At 55.2% G+C, this 15,578-nt stretch carries 19 protein-coding genes; 10 read left to right on the forward strand and 9 right to left on the reverse strand.

Annotated elements, in window-relative coordinates; translation table 11 throughout:
* The first annotated feature begins 32 nt into the window (after positions 1-32).
* Together phoU and ACUW6V_RS18815 are read left to right on the forward strand one after the other, a co-directional pair.
* Entirely contained in the window at positions 33-758 is a 726-nt protein-coding gene (gene phoU, locus ACUW6V_RS18810; RefSeq protein WP_004387543.1) for a phosphate signaling complex protein PhoU, read from the forward strand.
* Positions 759-900: 142 nt separating this feature from the next.
* A complete protein-coding gene (locus ACUW6V_RS18815; RefSeq protein ID WP_454038777.1) occupies positions 901-2,043 on the forward strand; it encodes an alpha/beta hydrolase-fold protein in 1,143 nt (380 codons plus the stop codon).
* 182 nt (positions 2,044-2,225) lie between these two features.
* On the opposite strand, the gene yieH is transcribed toward ACUW6V_RS18815, so the two are convergent.
* The gene (yieH, locus tag ACUW6V_RS18820; protein ID WP_105588859.1) at positions 2,226-2,891 is read right to left on the reverse strand and encodes a 6-phosphogluconate phosphatase; all 666 of its coding nucleotides are present in this window, start codon (positions 2,889-2,891) and stop codon (positions 2,226-2,228) included.
* A 169-nt stretch (positions 2,892-3,060) separates the two neighbouring features.
* Here yieH and ACUW6V_RS18825 point away from each other — a divergent pair, with 169 nt between their 5' ends.
* Positions 3,061-4,398, forward strand: coding sequence for an NCS2 family permease (locus ACUW6V_RS18825; protein WP_004388039.1), 1,338 nt, complete (start codon positions 3,061-3,063; stop codon positions 4,396-4,398).
* A 32-nt stretch (positions 4,399-4,430) separates the two neighbouring features.
* On the opposite strand, the gene ACUW6V_RS18830 is transcribed toward ACUW6V_RS18825, so the two are convergent.
* The 3 genes from ACUW6V_RS18830 to ACUW6V_RS18840 form a co-directional block, all read right to left on the reverse strand.
* Positions 4,431-5,000, reverse strand: coding sequence for an NADPH-dependent FMN reductase (locus tag ACUW6V_RS18830; protein ID WP_088275366.1), 570 nt, complete (start codon positions 4,998-5,000; stop codon positions 4,431-4,433).
* Positions 5,001-5,024: 24 nt separating this feature from the next.
* Positions 5,025-5,774: a 4'-phosphopantetheinyl transferase family protein gene (locus ACUW6V_RS18835; RefSeq protein ID WP_041460644.1), complete on the reverse strand. Its 750-nt coding sequence runs from the start codon at positions 5,772-5,774 to the stop codon at positions 5,025-5,027.
* Between the two features lie 214 nt (positions 5,775-5,988).
* Positions 5,989-6,849 carry a LysR family transcriptional regulator gene (locus ACUW6V_RS18840; protein WP_104672498.1) on the reverse strand — a complete coding sequence of 287 codons (861 nt, stop codon included), beginning with the start codon at positions 6,847-6,849 and terminating at the stop codon, positions 5,989-5,991.
* Positions 6,850-7,093: 244 nt separating this feature from the next.
* Here ACUW6V_RS18840 and ACUW6V_RS18845 point away from each other — a divergent pair, with 244 nt between their 5' ends.
* The 7 genes from ACUW6V_RS18845 to ACUW6V_RS18875 all read left to right on the forward strand — a co-directional run bounded on the left by ACUW6V_RS18845 (position 7,094) and on the right by ACUW6V_RS18875 (position 11,445).
* Positions 7,094-7,840: a 2OG-Fe dioxygenase family protein gene (locus tag ACUW6V_RS18845; RefSeq protein ID WP_041460643.1), complete on the forward strand. Its 747-nt coding sequence runs from the start codon at positions 7,094-7,096 to the stop codon at positions 7,838-7,840.
* Positions 7,824-8,306 (forward strand): GNAT family N-acetyltransferase, encoded by a 483-nt coding sequence (locus ACUW6V_RS18850; protein WP_004388034.1) that lies wholly within the window; start codon positions 7,824-7,826, stop codon positions 8,304-8,306. Before ACUW6V_RS18845 ends, ACUW6V_RS18850 begins: the two co-directional genes overlap by 17 nt.
* The gene (locus ACUW6V_RS18855; RefSeq protein WP_454038763.1) at positions 8,288-9,010 is read left to right on the forward strand and encodes an AzlC family ABC transporter permease; all 723 of its coding nucleotides are present in this window, start codon (positions 8,288-8,290) and stop codon (positions 9,008-9,010) included. Before ACUW6V_RS18850 ends, ACUW6V_RS18855 begins: the two co-directional genes overlap by 19 nt.
* Entirely contained in the window at positions 8,986-9,312 is a 327-nt protein-coding gene (locus tag ACUW6V_RS18860) for an AzlD domain-containing protein (protein WP_007781175.1), read from the forward strand. The genes ACUW6V_RS18855 and ACUW6V_RS18860 overlap by 25 nt, the downstream gene beginning before the upstream one ends.
* A gap of 40 nt (positions 9,313-9,352) precedes the next feature.
* Positions 9,353-10,267, forward strand: coding sequence for an amino acid ABC transporter substrate-binding protein (locus ACUW6V_RS18865; protein WP_454038764.1), 915 nt, complete (start codon positions 9,353-9,355; stop codon positions 10,265-10,267).
* 59 nt (positions 10,268-10,326) lie between these two features.
* A complete protein-coding gene (locus ACUW6V_RS18870; protein WP_007781103.1) occupies positions 10,327-10,725 on the forward strand; it encodes a rhodanese-like domain-containing protein in 399 nt (132 codons plus the stop codon).
* Positions 10,726-11,019: 294 nt separating this feature from the next.
* Positions 11,020-11,445 (forward strand): hypothetical protein, encoded by a 426-nt coding sequence (locus ACUW6V_RS18875; protein WP_454038765.1) that lies wholly within the window; start codon positions 11,020-11,022, stop codon positions 11,443-11,445.
* Between the two features lie 110 nt (positions 11,446-11,555).
* On the opposite strand, the gene mnmE is transcribed toward ACUW6V_RS18875, so the two are convergent.
* From mnmE to rpmH, 5 genes are all read right to left on the reverse strand, one after another.
* On the reverse strand, positions 11,556-12,920 hold the full coding sequence (gene mnmE, locus ACUW6V_RS18880) for a tRNA uridine-5-carboxymethylaminomethyl(34) synthesis GTPase MnmE (RefSeq protein WP_012126181.1): 1,365 nt from the start codon (positions 12,918-12,920) through the stop codon (positions 11,556-11,558).
* A gap of 100 nt (positions 12,921-13,020) precedes the next feature.
* A complete protein-coding gene (gene yidC, locus ACUW6V_RS18885) occupies positions 13,021-14,673 on the reverse strand; it encodes a membrane protein insertase YidC (protein WP_454038766.1) in 1,653 nt (550 codons plus the stop codon).
* A 2-nt stretch (positions 14,674-14,675) separates the two neighbouring features.
* Positions 14,676-14,933, reverse strand: coding sequence for a membrane protein insertion efficiency factor YidD (yidD, locus tag ACUW6V_RS18890; RefSeq protein ID WP_004386003.1), 258 nt, complete (start codon positions 14,931-14,933; stop codon positions 14,676-14,678).
* Positions 14,897-15,256, reverse strand: coding sequence for a ribonuclease P protein component (gene rnpA / locus ACUW6V_RS18895; protein WP_004386002.1), 360 nt, complete (start codon positions 15,254-15,256; stop codon positions 14,897-14,899). The genes yidD and rnpA overlap by 37 nt, the downstream gene beginning before the upstream one ends.
* A 14-nt stretch (positions 15,257-15,270) precedes the next feature.
* Complete coding sequence (gene rpmH / locus ACUW6V_RS18900; RefSeq protein WP_000831330.1) at positions 15,271-15,411, reverse strand: 50S ribosomal protein L34; 141 nt, start codon at positions 15,409-15,411, stop codon at positions 15,271-15,273.
* Positions 15,412-15,578 lie beyond the last annotated feature (167 nt).

Consider the following 15,578-nt stretch of genomic DNA (forward strand, 5'->3'; position numbering starts at 1 on the left):
CTTTTGAATTTATCGGGCATGTGGAGTGCTAAATGGATAATCTGAATCTGAATAAACATATTTCCGGTCAGTTCAACGCTGAACTGGAATACATTCGCACCCAGGTGATGACCATGGGCGGGCTGGTGGAGCAGCAGCTCTCCGATGCGATCACCGCCATGCACAACCAGGACAGCGAACTGGCCAAACGCGTTATCGACGGTGATAAAAAGGTCAACATGATGGAAGTGGCGATCGATGAAGCCTGCGTGCGCATCATCGCCAAGCGCCAGCCGACCGCGAGCGATCTGCGTCTGGTGATGGCCATCATTAAAACCATCGCGGAGCTGGAGCGCATCGGCGACGTGGCGGATAAAATCTGCCGCACCGCGCTTGAGAAATTCTCGCACCAGCACCAGCCGCTGCTGGTGAGCCTGGAGTCGCTTGGCCGCCATACCGTGCAGATGCTGCATGACGTGCTGGACGCCTTCGCGCGTATGGATCTCGATGAAGCGGTACGTATCTATCGCGAAGATAAAAAAGTCGACCAGGAATATGAGGGCATCGTGCGTCAGCTGATGACCTATATGATGGAAGATTCCCGCACCATTCCGAGCGTTCTGACCGCGCTCTTCTGCGCCCGATCTATCGAGCGTATCGGCGACCGCTGCCAGAATATCTGCGAATACATTTTCTATTTCGTGAAGGGCCAGGATTTCCGCCACGTGGGCGGCGACGAGCTGGATAAACTGCTCGCCGGTAAAGATCCGAAAGAATAAGCCCGTCGCCCTCGCCGCGCGCGAGGGCAATTTTGGGGCGCGCGTCGCCCCTTTTGCGGATTTTACTCAATACTATAAGGGGTTACCGAGCCCGTTATAAAAGGATAAATCCGTGAAATTACCTTCCCGTACCGCTCTCGCGATGGCAGCCGTGATTGGTTGCGCCAGTTTATCCGCCTTCAGCGCGCCGCTGCCGGCAACCCCCGATCCGTCTATTCCGGTCAGCCATTACATCACGCAGGTGAATCCCGATAAATCCATTACCTTCCGCCTGTTCGCCCCCCAGGCGAAGCGCGTGGCGGTGGTGCTCGGCGCGACGGCGGACAGCCAGGTGTCCCATGAGATGCGCAAAGAGGCGAACGGCGTCTGGAGCTGGAAGAGCGCGCCGATGACGCCGGATCTGCACGAGTATTTTTTTGACATTGACGGGTTTCGCTCCATCGATACCGGCAATCCGTATGTGAAACCGCAGCGCCAGCCGAACACCTCGCTGATGCTGGTACCGGGCAGCATTATTGATGACCGGGCGGTGCCGCACGGCGATCTGCGCACGCTGACGTACCACTCCGGCGCGCTGAAATCGGAGCGGCGGGTGTACGTCTGGACGCCGCCGGGCTACAGCCGTGAAAGTGAGCCGCTGCCGGTGCTCTACTTCTATCACGGCTTTGGCGATACCGGGCTTTCCGCCGTTACCCAGGGCCGTATCCCGCAAATGATGGATAACCTGCTGGCGGAGGGAAAAATTAAACCGATGCTGGTGGTTATCCCGGATACCGAAACGGATATCGCCGACGCGGTGCCGGAGAATTTTCCGCCCGCCGAACGTCGCAAAGATTTCTACCCGATTAACGCCCGCGCGGCGGATAAAGAGCTGATGAACGATATCATTCCGCTGATCGGGCAGCGATTTAACGTGCGTCAGGATGCGCAGGGGCGCGCGCTGGCGGGGCTGTCGCAGGGCGGCTACCAGGCGCTGGTGTCAGGCATGACGCACCTGCAAAGCTTCGGCTGGCTGGCGTCGTTGAGCGGCGTGACCACCGCCACGGTGCCGAATGACGACGTGACGAAACAGCTCTCCCGCGCGGATGAGGTGAACAGCCAGTTGCGTAACTTTACGCTGGTGGTGGGCAATAAAGACAGCGTGACGGGCCGGGATATCGCCGGGCTGAAAACCGAGCTTGAGCGTGACGGCGTGAAATTTGATTACCACGTTTATCCGCGGCTCGGCCATGAAATGGCCGTATGGCGCCCGGCCTATGCCGAGTGGGTGCAGAAGATTTTTTAATGGTGGTTGATGTGGGGCGGTAGGGGCGAGTTGTCAAAGGTGGGTGCGCTGGCGCTTACCCACCCTACAAAAATTCTGCATCCCTGCACAGGTGGGTGCGCTGCGCTTACCCACCCTACAAAATTCTGTATCCACACCGTAGGGCGGGTAAGCGAAGCGCACCCGCCGTCACCACCTGCAGATCAGCGCGTCACATCCCAGCCGCGAGCCCGCCATAAATCCGGCAGCTGCGCTAAATCGGTAAACACCGTCACATTCGGATGCTCCAGCGGCGGGTTATGCGGATCGGCACAGAAATAAAACACCTGCATCCCGGCGGCGATGCCTGCCTTTGCGCCGGCGGCGGAGTCATCCACCAGAATGCAGCGCTCCACATTCACCTGCATCGCATCGGCGGCAAAATGCATTAACGCCGGGTCGGGTTTCCAGCGCTGAATATCGTAGCCGCTGAAGAGTTTATCGGTGAAATAGCGCAGCATCCCGGTTTTGCCGAGCGACTGCTGCATTTTGCTCACCGGGCCGTTCGAGACGATACACATCGGCACCGCCATTTTCTCAAGCAGCGCCGCGGCGCCGGGGATTTCTTTGAGCTCCGCGTCAAAAAGCCGGGCCACTTCTGCGCGGTAGACCGGCTCAAGCTCGGCTTTCTCCAGCTGCACGCCATATTCAGCATTGATGGTATCAATGATTTCGTAGAGCTTTACGCCCTTAAAGCGCTTAAACACCTCTTCCAGTTCAAGCGTAATGCCTGCCCTTGCGAACATATGTACATAGGCGCGGGAGCAGATCACTTCGCTATCCACCAGCGTACCGTCGCAGTCGAAAAATACCGCTTCAATTCGGGACATGCCGTTTCCTGTTGTTGCAAGTTGAACGATTACTCTAAGCGCTTTGCGTCACGCAATCGATGCCGTATAAGCAAATTCAATGAAAAAAAGTCTGTGATGACCATCAATATCGGGCCTTTTTGGTATAGGATAGCGACGAATTTTTCCCCTCCTTGTACGGAATTAAAGAATGAGCCAACAACAGACGTCCCAGGCCGAAGAGCAGGGATTGCTTGAGCGCGTGTTTAAATTACGCGCGCACGGCACCACGGCCCGCACCGAGGTGATCGCAGGCGTAACGACCTTCCTGACGATGGTGTATATCGTTTTTGTAAACCCGCAGATCCTTGGCGCGGCTGGCATGGACACCAGTGCAGTCTTCGTAACGACCTGTCTTATCGCCGCGTTCGGCAGCATTCTGATGGGCCTGCTGGCGAATCTGCCCGTTGCGCTGGCACCGGCGATGGGCCTGAACGCCTTCTTCGCGTTTGTGGTGGTTGGCGCGATGGGGCTTTCCTGGCAGGTAGGGATGGGCGCGATTTTCTGGGGCGCTGTCGGCCTGCTGCTGCTGACCATTTTCCGCGTGCGCTACTGGATGATTGCCAATATTCCGGTGAGCCTGCGTATCGGGATCACCAGCGGTATCGGTCTGTTTATCGGCATGATGGGGCTTAAAAACGCGGGCGTTATTGTCGCGAACCCGGAAACGCTGGTGGCTATCGGTAATCTCACGTCGCATACCACGCTGCTTGGCGTGCTGGGCTTCTTTATCATCGCTATTCTCGCCTCCCGCAACATTCACGCGGCGGTGCTGGTCTCTATCATTGTGACCACACTGCTGGGCCTCGCGTTTGGCGATGTGCATTTCAAAGGCGTGGTGTCAGAGCCGCCGAGCGTAATGACGGTGCTGGGCCATGTTGACCTCGCGGGCTCGCTGGATATCGGCCTCGCGGGCGTGATTTTCTCGTTTATGCTGGTCAACCTGTTCGACTCCTCCGGCACGCTGATTGGCGTGACCGATAAAGCCGGGCTTGCCGATGAAAGCGGCAAATTCCCGCGCATGAAACAGGCGCTGTATGTGGACAGCATTTCGTCGGTGGCGGGCTCGTTTATCGGTACGTCGTCCGTAACCGCTTATATCGAATCTTCGTCCGGCGTTTCTATTGGCGGGCGCACCGGCCTTACGGCGGTCGTGGTCGGCCTGCTGTTCCTGCTGGTGATTTTCCTCTCGCCGCTGGCGGGCATGGTGCCGCCTTACGCCGCTGCGGGCGCGCTGATTTACGTGGGCGTGCTGATGACGTCCAGCCTGTCGCGCGTGAAGTGGGATGACCTGACCGAAGCGGTGCCGGCGTTTATCACCGCCGTCATGATGCCGTTTAGCTTCTCGATTACTGAAGGCATCGCGCTGGGCTTTATCTCCTACTGCGTGATGAAAATTTTCACCGGTCGCCTGCGCGATCTGAACGCCTGCGTGCTGGTTGTGGCGCTGCTGTTCCTGCTGAAAATCGTCTTTATCGACGCGCATTAATCAAAAAGGCCAGCGAATCGCTGGCCTTTTTATTATTCGCGGCGCACCCGCTTGATGTACTCCGCAAATGCGGTCAGCTGGCCGGTCAGGTGATCCAGCGTGCTTTGGTCCACCACTTCGCCGGTCTGCGTATCGACTTTGTTCTGAATCGCCCCGCCCATAAACTCCGGTTTGTTCATTACCATCGCATCGAGGAACACCAGAATCTGACGCAGATGATACTGGCAGCGCGCGCCGCCAATCGCGCCCATTGAGCTGGTCTGAATAAGCACCGGCTTGCCCGCGAGCGGCTGGTCGGGCAGGCGCGACAGCCAGTCAATGGCGTTCTTCAGGCCGCCCGGCACCGAATAGTTATACTCCGGCGTCACAATCACCACGCCGTCCGCCTCGCGGATCTGCGCGGCTATCGCTTCCACCGTCTGCGGAAAGCCTTCTTCCTGCTGGATATCGGCGTCATAAATCGGGATGTCGCGAATCGAGGGCAGCTCGTCCACCGTCATACCGGCGGGGGCCAGTTTTGGCAACGTGCGGGCGACCATCGCGTTATAGGAGCCTTTGCGCAGGCTGCCAATCAGCGTTACTACCTTAAGCGTGTCAGACATTGAAACCTCCGGGCGTGTCAAAGCTTAGTTAATACTCATCGCTTTTTCCGAGGGCAGACTGGTAAAGCGCATCAGACGCGTATCCGGGCTGGTGCTGCGTTTACGCATATCCGGCAGGCTGCGCCAGCCCTGTATGCTGTCATATTCCCACAGATACAGCTTTTCAATAGCGGGCGATACCGCCACTGTCCAGATTAATACGTCTTCAGCATCGCACGCCGCTTCCACATGCGGAAATTGCGCCACGCGCAGTTTGCCGGCACCTGGCAACAGCTGGAAATGCTGACCGTCATCATTCTGCTGGCCTGTCAGCTTCAGCAGGCTGCGGCGCAGCGTCACCAGTTGAGTACGCGCTTCCAGCGGGTCATTTTGATTATCCACCCAGATGGTTTCATTTTTGCTAAGCGTATGGCCGGTTTGCGGTGCGAGAGGGTGCGTAAACGTGCGAGTGGCGGGTTGAAGTTCCATATCCAGCCCACAACAGCCTTCGGTGGTAATCGCCACACCCAGCATATTGCCGGTATGGGCGAGAGAGAAGTCCGCAAGGCCTGGGTCAGTAAAGCGCGGGCGGCCCTGCTCATTCACCACGATTTCCGGCAGTACAGGAATGCCATACAGCATAAATACCAGCTCGGCCAGCAGCGAGCGCGACGCCAGAAAACGGCTGCGGCGGTGCTCCGGCAGGTGTTGCGCGGCTTTCAGCGCGTCGGCTGAGAGCCTGGGGGAGATGCTGAGTTCGGGGCCAAGCGTCCTTCTTGCAAAATGCGTTGCCATTTTTCGCTCCGTGATAATGGTCACTAACGGGTAATTATCGAAATGATAAATGCATAATCTGCAACTCATCAGCCCGATAGTGTTTAGGTTTTAATGCCTAATGCGGACGCTGAAAAGTACTCTGTACGGACTTTTACAAAATTATCACACGGCCAGGGGCAACACACCGTTATAAAAGCGCGATCCTGCGCTCTCAGGGCGGTGGCAGAACCGTTTATGCGGTCAGCGGGATCTCTGGCAGATGCACCACATTGTTATAGAACGATTCCAGATCGTGCTCGGTCAGAATCGGTTCTTTCATTATCAGATGCACATCAAGCACATCTTCAAAGCCCGGCAAAATGTTCAGGCCGTTCGCCTGCGCCAGATCCTGAGAAATAATCCCGATGCTGCTGAAACTCTTCATCAGGGAAACGGTAATCAGCTCACTGCCGGAGAAAATTACGCTGGCCTCTTGCAGGAGCGGCTTATGCCGGGCGGTAAATTTATCAAAGCTCGCGGAGTACGGGCATTCCGCCAGCGGTTGCACCAGCGTGGCGGCAGCGGCGGCGCTTTCTGCTGAGCAGGCGGCAATCACTTTAATATTCAGCCCGGTTAATTTTATGCTGTAGAAGCCGGGCGGCACGTTCCCACCCAATACCACTGCGATGTCCGTTTCGTCTTTGGCGATTTTCACCAGATTTTCCGGTGATTCCGACGTGCTGAAAATTACGCTGTAGTCGCTCAGTTTGTCGATCATGAAGTTGATGATTTTCTTATTAGTATCGACAGAGAAGGTGCTGTTGAGTGCGATGCGAATGGGCGTTGTCGTGCTTTTCTTAAGCTGTTCGGCTTTGAGGCGCAGGTGCTCAGAAGTTTTGACGACATTCATAATATAGGGCAGTAAATCCTTACCCTCAGACGTTAGTACCACGCCTTTATTATTGCGATTAAATATTTTAAAACCGAAATATTCTTCCGCTTTGTTAAGTTGCGCCGCCAGCGCCTGAATAGTGATATTCGCCTCTTCCGCGGCACAGGTTAACGAACCCATCTGCGCGGTTTTTAGCAGATTCCTCAAAACCTTAATATCCATATGTCACCCCATGACGTGCCGGTCTTTCCTTTATATCAACCGCCATAAGAATTATCAATTGATACGCGGACATTACGCTGACCGAAAACTCCGGTTTTGCTGGTTTTTTCGGTCAGAAAGACCTCAAAACGGCTTGCTTAAAATGATTATTAAGGTGACTGAAAAAGAATTGAATATAAATAACTTAATTAACTGGTAGTTTAACACAAAACCTCCCTACCAACCCTGGATGAATATAGAATATATGTTACAGCTCAATAAAAATATCGGCGATGACCTGAGAAAAAATAAAGCGGTAAATGTTCTGGGTTTAGATTTCTCACTGACGGGTGGATTTAGCGACTTCGTTAAATTCACGCAAAGCTGGGAAACGATGGGCATTGATAAATTCTATGGTCAGGCCGATCGCGGAACGCGTTATCGCCGTTACAGCGATTTTGATTACAACCCGGTTACTAAAACGCTAACGCCGCTCGGCCATCGCGCGTATGAACAATCGGTCGAGCATAATAAATATGTTGGTGGTATTGAACGTCACTTTGATGATATTACCACTGAGGTATTACATTCACCGGTATTACGTGCGCTGGTGGAGCTGGATTTCAACGTCTATAAAGAAGTGCTGCCGCCGGAATTGCATAATGAAGTCTGGCAGTGCCAGATTCATCAAATCCGCATTGAAATTAAACCTGGCTGTGAGCTGGAAATCACGCCAGAAGGCATCCACTGCGACGGCTATCCGTTCAGCGGCGTTCACTTCTGGGGCCGTCATAACGTTGAAGGCGCCATGAGCCAGGTCTTTAAGAAAGACGGCACGCTGGTGGATTCTGGTACCTATCGCAATATTCTCGACACCACCTTTTTCCTCGATCGCGAAATGCTGCATTACGTGACCAGCGCGTTTAACCCGACAGAAGACGCGATGGGCTTTCGGCAGATAATCGCCGTTTCGTTTTCAAGGCCGGGGACGGAATATGATATCATCAAATAAACTCCAGCTTGTTTCTTCTGACGTTGAAAAAAACACGGCACCGGATGGATTAGTCATTTCTAAAGCGACTATTAACGATGCCTGCGATATTGTCAGCTTTTTAAAATTCTTTAAAGAGGTGGCTTTTTGTGAATGGCAGGATGAAGAACATATTCGCAAAATTGTCGCGGCAGAAAATGCCCGCTGTTATTTAGCGAAAGACCAGAATGGCGTCCTGGTGGGCGCTATTATTGGCGGTATGCTCGGCACACGCGCCACGCTAAATCACATCGCGATTTCGCCTATTTTCAGGAATAACAAAATAGGCACGGTACTGACAAAAACCATTCTGAATGATTTTTATCTGAGCGGTATTAAACGTGTCTTTTTGTTTATTGAAGATAAAAACCAGGTCGCGTTCAAATTCTGGCGTTCCCAGGGTTTTCAACCGACCACAGGAGAAACGACGTGCGAACTGGATCTTTAAAAAACCTGAATTACGCCGAGCGTAGCGATCTTAAAGAGAGCCTGTTGAATGCCTCGCCGATTATGGCGGGGTATTTCGTCGTCGCGTTTGTCTTCGGCGTCATGTGCATCAACGCCGCGCTGCCGGTCTGGTTCCCGGCGGCGATGTGCCTGTTTGTCTACGCGGGAACGGCGCAATTCGCCGCGCTGGCGCTGCTCACTTCGGGCGCGTCGCTGCTGCCCATTGTGCTCTCGACACTGCTTATCAATTCCCGACATATTTTAATGTCGATGTATATGTCGAAGAAACTCGGCCCTGTCGGCATGTCCGGGCTGAAAAAGTCGCTCTACGCCTTCGGGCTTACCGATGAATCCTTCGCAATGCACAGCCAGCGCCTGGAGAGCCGTATTGCGACGACGGCGAGTTATCTGCTGAGCTTCAATGCCTTTTGCCATGTGTCGTGGGTGGTGGGCGGCTTTGCGGGGGCCGTGGCGTCTGAGTATCTGGCGAAATTCATCAGCTTCAAACTCGACTACGCGCTCACGGCCATGATGCTGTTCGTGCTGGTCGCGCTCTGTAATACCACCGGTAAGCGCATCGTCGCGCTGGTCTCTGTTGCGACCACGATCGGTCTGAACTTTATCCATATTTCACCGTTGAACGTCTTTGTGGCGACGGCGGTCGGTTGCGGAGTCGGCGTATGTCTCAAGAAATCTTCCTCCTGATTGTCATCTTCTCAATGATGGCGGTGACGTTTGCGATTCGTCTGATCCCGCTGCATTTAAGCCCGGAGCGCACGCCGCGCTTTATTAACGCGGTGATTGAGTACATTCCGGCCGCGGTGATTTCCAGTATTACGATTCCGGCGCTGTGCTTTCCGCAAAACGCGGGGTTCAGTTTATATAACGCCAGCGTCCTGGCGGCGTTGCCCGTCGTATTCGTCGCCTGGTTTACGAAGAATTTAATTGTCAGTGTGGTGGTGGGTGTTATCTGTCAGGTGCTCGCCAGCCATTTTCTTTTTGGGTAATTCACCGCTTCGGCGCACGGACAAAGGATCGACGCTATTAATGAAACGTATTGCCTGCGTGGCCTGCCTTGATCCGAAATTTTCTGTGCATGCGCATACTTTTTTACGTGCCGTAGTGCTCGCCAGACATGGACAGCTGGTAAAAGAGGCGCAGATCAGACTGTTTGACGACGGCGGCAGTCGGGAGGGCGCGCTGCGCGCTGCGCGGGAGATAGCGGCCTGGGGGGCGGACGCTGTCGTCGGGCATTATGTCTCTTCCGCGGCGGCGGCCGCCGCGCCCGAATACGCCAGACGCGGCGTACCGCTGTTTCTGCCTGCCGCGACCGCCAGCCAGCTGACGCGCAATGAGACGACATGGCGGCTCTGCGATAACGACGCCGACTATGTCGCCTGGCTGAAAGAGCGTGTCAGTCAGGCGCAGTGGCAGGTCGCTACACCTGAACATGACGGCTCGCTGCATGGCATCAGCGTATCAGAACAACTGGCGGCAGCGCTGCCGATTACGCCCTATGGTCCGACACGGATATTTTCAGGCCGCTACGCCGCGTCGGTTCGCTATGCCATTCGCTGGTCGCATATTGAACTGCCCGGGCGGTTGATTCTGACAGACGACGCGGGCTCACCCGCGCTGGTGCCGGATTTGCTGGCGCACGGTATCGATCCTAATCAGCACGAGATCCTGATTGCGGGCATTAGTCCGCCCCCTGTTGGTGAGATAGCCCATTTGGTACGCCAGACCTGGCAGCGACGCTGGGGCGGCGAGCCAGGCGCGTACCTGTGGGAAACGCTGGCGGCGATTCAGACGGCGGCGGCGTTTCCGCATATCCCCGCCCAAACGGTACTGGGGCCGCTGCGCTTCGATGCGCGGCGCGAGAGCCGTCCTGGTCATTTTCGACTCTGGCAGGTGACGCGCCAGGGCTTTATCGCTTATCAGCCCGTACCGGAGACGATATGACATCGCCCAGTGCGCTGACTGGCGCTTCACCATTACCCATCTGACGACACGAGGAATTTATGTCAAACCTTGAGCAACTGGCCTATTACCAGAAAAAACTCTCCTTTGAAGCCGATTCATGGGATCTCTATCTCGCGCTTAATGCCGGGGAAAATATTGTCGTCGTGGATGGCCGTAGTGAAGAGGCGTACCAGCGCGAGCATATTCCGGGCGCGATTAACCTGCCGCATAAAGCGCTGTGTTTTAACAACACCGCGGAGCTGGATAAATCTAAAGTCTATATCTGCTATTGCGATGGCATCGGCTGCAACGGCTCGACCAAAACCGCGATGAAACTACTGACGCTGGGTTTTCAGGTAAAAGAGCTGATCGGCGGGCTGGACTGGTGGAAACGCGATGGTTACGCCACCGAAGGCCATCAGGGCCGCGACGGTACGCCGGTCAGCTGCGGCTGCTGATTTACAAGGCGTGGTGCTGCGGTAAGAAGGAGCACCACGGAAAAAGTAACGGAGAACGGCTGACAGTGCCGTTCTTTTTTGCCTGAACCATGCTGCTGGTTAATAAAATCGGTGGTTGAGAGCCCGCTTATCGCGGCGTCCGGATATTCATTTTATGAAGCGCAATCAGGTTGATATTCCTGCCAATAATTAACGTTACTGGCAGGAGAATAAATTACATTTTGCAAAGCCGGTTGGCTGTAAGTTTCTTTATTCAGGAAAGGAGTTTTACCGTGCAGTGAGGGTGCACATCATATGAAAAAAGCAGCCCTGTTTTTCCTGCTGGCAATCTTTGTTTGCCCTTTAGCGCAGAGCCGTGAATGTTCTAAAGAGAAAGCAGAAGCGGCAGAAAACGCCGTAGATAACCTTAAAACATGGGCAGCGGTTTATGAGAGTTACAGGAATTACTTGCCATGTGATGAGGGAAGTATTGGTGAAGGCTATTCTGAAGCGATAATTCGTCTTTTGGTTGATCGCTGGAGTGAATTACCGGCTTTAGATGCACTGGGAAAACGCAACGCGTCTTTCGAACGTTGGGTAATCAGTCATATCGACTCCACGCTCGGATTAGACGATCTGCAAAAGGTGAGCGATACCGCTAAAACGCAATGCCCATCAGGACATATCGCGCTGTGCGAAAAGATAGCGGTGGCAGCTTCTAAAGTGATAAACGAAGGTTGATTCACCTTTTAGGATGCCATGCTGTATTACTGCTCTTTATAAATAAAAACCCACCTTAACAAGTATTAAGGTGGGTTAGTGGATGCTTACTTACTCAGGCGACGTGGGCGTTATTTACCAATACAGAAGCTGGAGAAAATACGGCCGAGCAGGTCGTCGGAGGTAAATTCACCGGTTATCTCGCTTAGCGCCTGCTGCGCCAGACGCAGCTCTTCGGCCAGCAGTTCGCCAGCCCATGCGCCAAGCAACTGCGCTTTGCCCTGCTGCAAGTGATTCGCCGCGTCTTCCAGCGCCTGGAGATGACGACGGCGGGCCAGGAAGCCGCCTTCCATGCTGGTATCAAACCCCATGCTTTGCTTCAGATGATTGCGCAGCACGTCCACGCCCTCATTCGTGCGCGCCGAAAGGCGGATAAGTGAGTGACCATTCACTTCGCTTATGCCGGGCTGTTCGCCGGTGACGTCCGCTTTATTACGCACCACGGTGATCGGCAGTTTCGCCGGCAGACGGGCGATAAAATCGGGCCAGATTTGCGCCGGGTCGGTGGCGTCGGTCGTCGTACCGTCAACCATAAACAGTACGCGGTCGGCCTGTTCGATTTCCTGCCAGGCGCGCTCAATGCCGATGCGCTCCACTTCGTCGCTCGCCTCGCGCAGACCGGCGGTATCGATGATGTGCAGCGGCATACCGTCGATATGAATATGTTCGCGCAGCACGTCGCGGGTGGTGCCCGCAATATCCGTCACAATCGCCGCCTCGCGGCCCGCCAGCGCGTTCAGCAGGCTCGATTTGCCTGCGTTCGGACGACCTGCAATCACCACTTTCATCCCTTCGCGCAGCAGGCTGCCCTGACGTGCTTCGGCGCGTACCGCGTCGAGATCGCCGATGACCTCGTTAAGCTGCGCCTCGATTTTGCCGTCGGAGAGAAAGTCGATCTCTTCATCGGGGAAATCGATAGCCGCTTCGACAAAAATGCGCAGGTGCGTCAGCGCTTCGACCAGATGGTTCACGCGCGCGGAGAATGCGCCCTGTAGCGAGTTCAGCGCCGAGCGCGCCGCCTGTTCAGAGCTGGCGTCAATCAGATCGGCGATGGCTTCCGCCTGGGCGAGATCGAGCTTGTCGTTGAGAAACGCCCGCTCGGAGAATTCGCCGGGCCGGGCGATACGCACGCCGGGCAGGGTGAGGATGCGCTTTAACAGCAGATCCAGAATCACCGGGCCGCCGTGACCCTGCAGCTCCAGCACATCTTCGCCGGTAAAGGAGTTCGGGCCAGGGAACCACAGCGCGATGCCCTGATCGAGCGCGGTGCCGTCCGCGTCTTTAAATGGCAGATAATCGGCATAGCGCGCTTTCGGCAGCTTGCCGAGCACGGCCTGCGCCACGTTCCGCGCCTGTTGGCCGGAGACGCGAAGAATGCCCACGCCGCCGCGTCCGGGAGGCGTCGCCTGGGCGACAATAGTGTCGTTATGGCTCATGGTCTTTCTGTCACTCTGTGTGGCGGGGCGTTTTCTCTACCCCACGTAAAGAAAAAGGCGGTCATCAGACCGCCTTCCATTTTAGCGTTGCCCTGACGAATCAGGCTTTTTTCTTCTTCTCGCGGCTGTGCAGACCGCGTTTTTCCAGACCGCGGTAGATCAACTGCTGCTGAAGGATGGTCACCAGGTTGCTGACGATATAGTACAGCACCAGACCGGACGGGAACCACAGGAAGAAGACCGTAAAGATGACCGGCATAAAGGTCATGATCTTCTGCTGCATCGGGTCGGTCACGGTGGTCGGCGACATCTTCTGGATGAAGAACATGGTCGCGCCCATCAGGATCGGCAGAATGTAGTACGGGTCCTGCGCGGAAAGGTCGTGGATCCACAGCGCGAACGGCGCGTGACGCAGTTCCACCGAGCCCATCAGCATGTAGTACAGCGCAAGGAAGATTGGCATCTGGATGAGCAGCGGGAAGCAGCCGCCCAGCGGGTTTACTTTCTCCGCTTTGTACAGCGCCATCATCTCCTGGCTCATGCGTTGCTTATCGTCGCCCAGACGCTCGCGCATCGCCTGAATCTTCGGCTGCAGCAGGCGCATTTTCGCCATGGAGGTGTACTGCGCTTTGGTCAGCGGGTACATCACGCCACGAACGATAAAGGTGATGGCGATAATCGAGAAGCCCCAGTTGCCAAGGAAGCTGTGGATCCATTTCAGCAGCTTGAACAGCGGCTGAGAGATGAACCACAACCAGCCGTAGTCAACGGTCAGGTCAAGATGCGGCGCGACCTGCGCCATTTTGTCCTGAATTTCCGGACCCACCCACAGGGTGCTGGCAAGTTTGGCGGTCTGGCCTGGCTGAACCTGAACCGGCTGAGATTTGTAACCGATAGCCGCAACGCCATGCCCCAGATCGGCGGTATAGAAGTTGCTGGTCACATTGCTTGCCGGAACCCACGCGGTCGCGAAGTACTGCTGGAGCATCGCTACCCAGCCGCCTTTGGCGTTTACGTTCAGGTTCTCGTCGTCAGCGATGGTATCGAACTTATATTTCTCGTACTTCTCGTCCGGCGTGGAGTAAGCCGCGCCGCGGAAAGTATGCAGAGCAAAGTTGCTGCTGCCGGTGTCGCGGTGGCTCGGCAGGTCGATAGTTTGCTTCAGCTGACCGAATGAAGAGATTTCAAGCGGCTGCGTACCGGCGTTCTTCACGTCGTAACCCACATAGACCGCGTACTGGCCGCGTTTCAGGGCGAACGTTTTGGTGAAGGCGTTACCTGCCTCGTCAGTGAAGGTCATCGGGATCACCAGCTCATCCTGGCCGTCAGCCAGAACATAGGTGTCACGCTCGGTGTTATACAGCGGGCGACCCTTGTTGTTATTCGGGTTGTCCGGGCCGTTACGACCGGTCAGGCCGCTCTGAGCCTGATAAACGAAGTTTGGCGTCGTTTCCAGCAGCTGGAAAGGTTCGCTGGAGCCCAGCTCTTTCGGGTATGCCAGCAGAAGCGCCTGCTCGATGTCGCCACCACGGGTATTGATGGTAAGAGAGAGGACATCGGTCTTAACGGTAATGAGTTTCCCCTGGCCACTGGCCGGTACGCCCTGGCTTGCGGCGCTACCCGCTGCGGTGGTCGTAGTCTGCGTGGTCTGCTGAACCTGAGGTTTTGGAGCTTTATCTTGCTCCCAGGTTTGCCAGATCATGAAAGACACGAACAACAAAGCGATGACAAGAAGATTGCGTTGCGAATCCATCGTTAGTGTTCTCTGGTATCAAAAGGTCCTGGCGGGACGGGGTCGTCGCCACCCGGGTTCAAAGGGTGGCATTTTAATACGCGTTTCACTGTCAACCAACTGCCTTTTAACACCCCAAACCTGCGCAATGCCTCAATTCCGTACTGCGAACAGGTGGGGTGAAAACGGCAATGCGGCCCGAGAAGCGGACTAATGAAGCGTTGATAGACCCGGATGAGGGCTATCAGGAGCCGCGAACCAGGCGACAATGACGACGCCATAATTTTTCCAAAGCTTCCGAAAGCTCCCGGTTATCGAGGTCGGCAATCCCGCGCTTCGCCACCACCACGAAATCCATCGGAGGGAGTTCATGTTGACGTAAACGGAAGCTTTCACGCGTCAGACGTTTAATCCGATTGCGTTCATGCGCGCGTTTAACGTTTTTCTTGGCGACGGTAAGACCGATGCGGGGATGCCCCAGCGAATTAAGGCGGCCGAGGATGGTGATTTGCGGCGTGCCAGCCCGTTGTGGCTGCTGGAAGACGAAGGTGAAATGAGCGGGAGTTAACAAACGTAACTCCCTGGGAAATGCGAGCTTAACCACTAAAGGGTTAGCTATTACTTGGAAACGGTCAGACGAGCGCGGCCTTTAGCACGACGACGTGCCAGAACCTGACGACCATTTTTAGTAGCCATACGAGCACGGAAGCCGTGAGAACGGTTGCGCTTCAGTACAGACGGTTGAAAAGTGCGTTTCATGGCGATTTCTACCTAAACTTGAATAAATTCACTGACTTTGCGTATGCGCGAACGGCCTGCCGGACGACTTACGCCAAAGTAATCGACGATTAAAGAGGCCGGATTGTAATAATTGTACACTCCGGAGTCAATTCACTTTCCTTATTTCCCGCGCTTTTCCCCTCGGT

The sequence above is a fragment of the Cronobacter sp. 153480017-3 genome (assembly GCF_053627815.1).

What these genes read in the sequence shown, in the direction of transcription:
- ACUW6V_RS18840 (WP_104672498.1), bottom strand. Translation starts at nt 6,849, where the DNA reads ATGGATATTAAGGTTTTGAGGAATCTGCTAAAAACCGCGCAGATGGGT.
- ACUW6V_RS18850 (WP_004388034.1), top strand. Translation starts at nt 7,824, where the DNA reads ATGATATCATCAAATAAACTCCAGCTTGTTTCTTCTGACGTTGAAAAA.
- rpmH (WP_000831330.1), bottom strand. Translation starts at nt 15,411, where the DNA reads ATGAAACGCACTTTTCAACCGTCTGTACTGAAGCGCAACCGTTCTCAC.
- yidD (WP_004386003.1), bottom strand. Translation starts at nt 14,933, where the DNA reads ATGGCGTCGTCATTGTCGCCTGGTTCGCGGCTCCTGATAGCCCTCATC.
- ACUW6V_RS18860 (WP_007781175.1), top strand. Translation starts at nt 8,986, where the DNA reads ATGTCTCAAGAAATCTTCCTCCTGATTGTCATCTTCTCAATGATGGCG.
- ACUW6V_RS18815 (WP_454038777.1), top strand. Translation starts at nt 901, where the DNA reads ATGGCAGCCGTGATTGGTTGCGCCAGTTTATCCGCCTTCAGCGCGCCG.
- ACUW6V_RS18835 (WP_041460644.1), bottom strand. Translation starts at nt 5,774, where the DNA reads ATGGCAACGCATTTTGCAAGAAGGACGCTTGGCCCCGAACTCAGCATC.
- ACUW6V_RS18845 (WP_041460643.1), top strand. Translation starts at nt 7,094, where the DNA reads ATGTTACAGCTCAATAAAAATATCGGCGATGACCTGAGAAAAAATAAA.
- phoU (WP_004387543.1), top strand. Translation starts at nt 33, where the DNA reads ATGGATAATCTGAATCTGAATAAACATATTTCCGGTCAGTTCAACGCT.
- yidC (WP_454038766.1), bottom strand. Translation starts at nt 14,673, where the DNA reads ATGGATTCGCAACGCAATCTTCTTGTCATCGCTTTGTTGTTCGTGTCT.
- yieH (WP_105588859.1), bottom strand. Translation starts at nt 2,891, where the DNA reads ATGTCCCGAATTGAAGCGGTATTTTTCGACTGCGACGGTACGCTGGTG.
- mnmE (WP_012126181.1), bottom strand. Translation starts at nt 12,920, where the DNA reads ATGAGCCATAACGACACTATTGTCGCCCAGGCGACGCCTCCCGGACGC.
- ACUW6V_RS18870 (WP_007781103.1), top strand. Translation starts at nt 10,327, where the DNA reads ATGTCAAACCTTGAGCAACTGGCCTATTACCAGAAAAAACTCTCCTTT.
- ACUW6V_RS18875 (WP_454038765.1), top strand. Translation starts at nt 11,020, where the DNA reads ATGAAAAAAGCAGCCCTGTTTTTCCTGCTGGCAATCTTTGTTTGCCCT.
- ACUW6V_RS18825 (WP_004388039.1), top strand. Translation starts at nt 3,061, where the DNA reads ATGAGCCAACAACAGACGTCCCAGGCCGAAGAGCAGGGATTGCTTGAG.
- ACUW6V_RS18830 (WP_088275366.1), bottom strand. Translation starts at nt 5,000, where the DNA reads ATGTCTGACACGCTTAAGGTAGTAACGCTGATTGGCAGCCTGCGCAAA.
- ACUW6V_RS18865 (WP_454038764.1), top strand. Translation starts at nt 9,353, where the DNA reads ATGAAACGTATTGCCTGCGTGGCCTGCCTTGATCCGAAATTTTCTGTG.